Annotated in this window: 1 protein-coding gene; it reads left to right on the forward strand. The window is 71.3% G+C overall.

The features are described from left to right. A partial coding sequence (gene gltB, locus FKV24_RS16895; RefSeq protein ID WP_141483212.1) for a glutamate synthase large subunit occupies positions 1 to 3,369 on the forward strand: 3,369 nt, incomplete at both ends.

Below are 3,369 nucleotides of genomic sequence, written 5' to 3' on the forward strand. Positions count from 1 at the left end.
CCGGGATCGCGCTGGGCCAGCGCTACGCCGCCGGCCTGGTGTTCCTGCCGCATGACGACGCCGCCGCCGCGACCGCGCGCGAGGCCTTCGCCACCGCGCTGCGCGAGGTCAGGCTGGCGGTCGCCGGCTGGCGCACGGTGCCGGTCGACACCTCGGTCTGCGGCGAACTGGCGAAGCGGTCGCTGCCGCGGATCGAGCAGTTGTTCGTGGTGCCCGCGGTCGACATCGACGGCGAGCGTCCGGACCCGTCGGCGTTCCTGCACGCGCTGTACCTGGCGCGGCGCCGTTGCGAGCAGCGCCTGCGCGCGCTCGGCCCCGCCTTCGACGATGTCTACCCGGTGACGCTGTCGGCGAGCACGATCGGCTACAAGGGCATGGTCATGCCCGAGCACCTGGCGACCTTCTATCCGGACCTGCAGCGTCCGGAGCTGGCCAGCAGCGCGGTCGTGTTCCACCAGCGCTTCTCCACCAACACCACCCCGCGCTGGCCGCTGGCGCAGCCGTTCCGGATGCTCGCCCACAACGGCGAGATCAACACCATCGCCGGCAATCGCGCCTGGGCGCAGGCACGCGCCCACGTGTGGCGCACGCCGACCCTGGACCCGCGCGAGTTCGATCCGGTGATCAACATGCGCGGCTCGGATTCGCAGAGCCTGGACGAGATGCTCGAGCTGCTGGAAGCCGGCGGCATGGACCTGCTCAAGGCGATGCGCATCCTGGTGCCGCCGGCGACCCAGTCGCTGGAGTACAAGGACGCCGACCTGGCCGCGTTCTACGAGTACTACGCGCTCAACACCGAGCCCTGGGACGGCCCCGCCGGCATCGTCACCTGCGACGCGCGCTACGCCGCCTGCAGCCTGGACCGCAACGGCCTGCGCCCGGCGCGCTGGGCGCTGAGCCGCGACCGCCACTTCATGATCGCCTCCGAGGCCGGGGTCTGGGACCTGGCCGCGGCCGATGTCGAGGCCAAGGGCAAGCTCGGCCCCGGCGAGATGATCGCCGCCGACCTGCATGCCGGCGAGCTGCTGGACACCGAGGCGATCGACCGCATCAACCGCGGCCGCGCGCCGTACAAGCGCTGGCTCAAGCAGGGCATGACCTACCTGCAGAACGAGCTGATCGATCCAAGCACCGCCGCCGAGCCGTTCGACGCCGCGACCCTGGCCCGGTTCCAGAAGCTGTTCCAGCTCAGCCGCGAGGAGCGCGAGCAGGTGCTGCGGCCGCTGGCCGAGACCGAGCAGGAGGCGACCGGCTCGATGGGCGACGACGTGCCGGTGGCGGCGATCAGCCAGCAGGTGCGGCCGCTGTACGACGGCTTCCGCCAGGCCTTCGCCCAGGTCACCAATCCGCCGATCGACCCGTTGCGCGAGGACTGCGTGATGTCGCTGGCGACCCAGCTCGGACGCGAGGGCAACATCTTCGTCGACGGCCCGGACAACGTCGCCCACGTGCTGCTGAACTCGCCGGTGATGTCGCAGCGCAAGATCCGCCAGCTGGTGTCGATGGCGCCCTACGACACCGCGCACCGCCATGTGCGCCTGGACTACGACCCCGACGAGGGGCTGGAGGCGGCGCTGTGGCGGATCTGCGCCGAGTCCGAGGCGGCCGCCCGCGCCGGCCGCACGATGCTGATCCTCAGCGACCGCTACCCCGAGCAGGGACGGTTGATGGCGCACGCGCTGCTGGCCACCGGCGCGGTCCACCAGCACCTGGTCCGCAGCGGGCTGCGCTGCGAGGTCAACCTGATCGTCGAGACCGGCACCGCGCGCGATCCGCACCACTTCGCCTGCCTGATCGGCTTCGGCGCGACCGCGGTCTACCCCTACCTCGCCTACCAGACCCTGCACGACCTGGCCGAACGCGGGATCCTCAAGACCCCCGACGGCGAGATCGCCCAGGTCGGCCGCAGCTACCGCCGCGGGATCAAGAAGGGCCTGCTGAAGATCATCTCCAAGATGGGCATCAGCACCATCGGCAGCTACCGCGGCGCGCAGTTGTTCGAGATCATCGGCCTCGACCACGAGGTCGTGGCGATGTGCTTCGACGGCGCGCCGGCGCGGATCGGCGGCGCCGGCTTCGCCAGCCTGCAGGCCGATGCCGCGCAGCTGGCCGCGCATGCCTGGGACGACAGCGCGTTGCCGCAGATCGGCGGCCTGCTCAAGTTCAGGCCCGGCGGCGAGTACCACCAGTACAACCCCGACGTGGTGATGGACCTGCAGCGCGCGGTCAACAGCGGCGACCGCGCCGACTGGCAGCGCTACGCCGATACCGTCAACCGGCGTCCGAGCGCGGCCCTGCGCGACCTGCTGGCGCTGCGCCCGCAGGGCGCCGAGCCGCTGCCGCTGGACCAGGTCGAACCGGTCGCCTCGCTGGTGCGCCGCTTCGACACCGCCGCGATCAGCCTCGGCGCGCTGTCGCCGGAGGCGCACGAGGCGCTGGCGATCGCGATGAACCGGCTCGGCGGGCGCAGCAACTCCGGCGAGGGCGGCGAGGACCCGGTCCGCTACGGCACCGACAAGGCCTCGAAGATCAAGCAGATCGCCTCCGGCCGCTTCGGGGTCACCCCGCAGTACCTGGTCAATGCCGAGGTGCTGCAGATCAAGGTCGCCCAGGGCGCCAAGCCCGGCGAGGGCGGCCAGCTGCCCGGCCACAAGGTCAACGAACTGATCGCGCGGCTGCGCCATGCGACCCCCGGCATCGGCCTGATCTCGCCGCCGCCGCACCACGACATCTATTCGATCGAGGACCTGGCCCAGCTGATCTTCGACCTCAAGCAGGTCAATCCCGACGCGCTGGTCTCGGTCAAGCTGGTCAGCCATGCCGGGGTCGGCACGATCGCCGCCGGCGTCGCCAAGGCCGGCGCCGACCTGATCACCATCTCCGGCCACGACGGCGGCACCGGCGCCAGTCCGCTGTCGTCGATCCGCTACGCCGGCACGCCGTGGGAAATCGGTCTGTCGGAGGCGCGCCAGGCGCTGGTTGCCAACAAGCTGCGCGACCGGGTGATCCTGCAGACCGACGGCGGCCTCAAGACCGGGCTGGACGTGGTCAAGGCGGCCCTGCTGGGTGCGGAAAGCTTCGGCTTCGGCACCGCGCCGATGATCGCGCTGGGTTGCAAGTACCTGCGCATCTGCCACCTCAACAACTGCGCGACCGGCGTCGCCACCCAGGACGAGCGCCTGCGCAGCGCGCACTTCACCGGCCTGCCGGAGAAGGTCGAGAACTTCTTCCGGCTGCTGTCGGAGGAGGTCCGCGGCTATCTGGCGCAGCTGGGCGCGCGCAGCCTGGGCGAGATCGTCGGCCGGGTCGATCTGCTCGAACAGATCGACCGCGAGGGCGCGCACGGGCGGCGCGTCGACCTGGCCCCGC

Origin of the sequence: Marilutibacter maris (assembly GCF_006546735.2) — a bacterium.
In the GTDB taxonomy this organism is placed as follows: Bacteria; Pseudomonadota; Gammaproteobacteria; order Xanthomonadales; family Xanthomonadaceae; genus Marilutibacter; species Marilutibacter maris.